Raw genomic sequence first — 454 nt, 5'->3', positions numbered from 1 at the left:
CCGAAGGCAACGTCATCGCCATCACCGCGCCGGACGGCAGCAGTACCCAAATCGACTACCACGAAACCCTCAACCTGCCGGTTGCCGTCAACGATCCCGCAGGCAGGGTTACCGCCTACGATTACGACGGACGCGGCAACCTCATCAGCATCACCGACCCCGCCGGTTACACTACCAGCTACGGCTACAACGCCCGATGGCTGCCCGAAACCATTACCGACGCCTTAGGCAAAACCCGACGTCTACACTACGACACCCTCGACCAACTCGTCTGCTTTACCGACTGTACCGGCGAAACCACCCGTTTCGGTTACACCGAATACGGCGATCTCGAAACCGTTACCGATGCGCTGGGCCATACCACCCGCCACCACTACGACGCAGCAGGCAACCCCGTCCGTACCGACTATCCCGACGGCAGTCACGAAACCTTCGAATACGACCGCCTCAACCG

The 454-nt window shown here is 60.6% G+C and carries 1 pseudogene; it reads left to right on the top strand.

The features are described 5' to 3' along the window. Window positions 1-454, top strand: a pseudogene (locus HMPREF2696_RS07970) (RHS repeat protein); the annotation flags it as partial.

It is taken from the genome of Neisseria sp. HMSC058F07, from assembly GCF_001810035.1.
Classification (GTDB): Bacteria; Pseudomonadota; Gammaproteobacteria; order Burkholderiales; family Neisseriaceae; genus Neisseria; species Neisseria perflava.
Note: the sequence above shows the minus strand (reverse complement) of the source record. Positions and strands in the feature narration are given on the sequence as shown.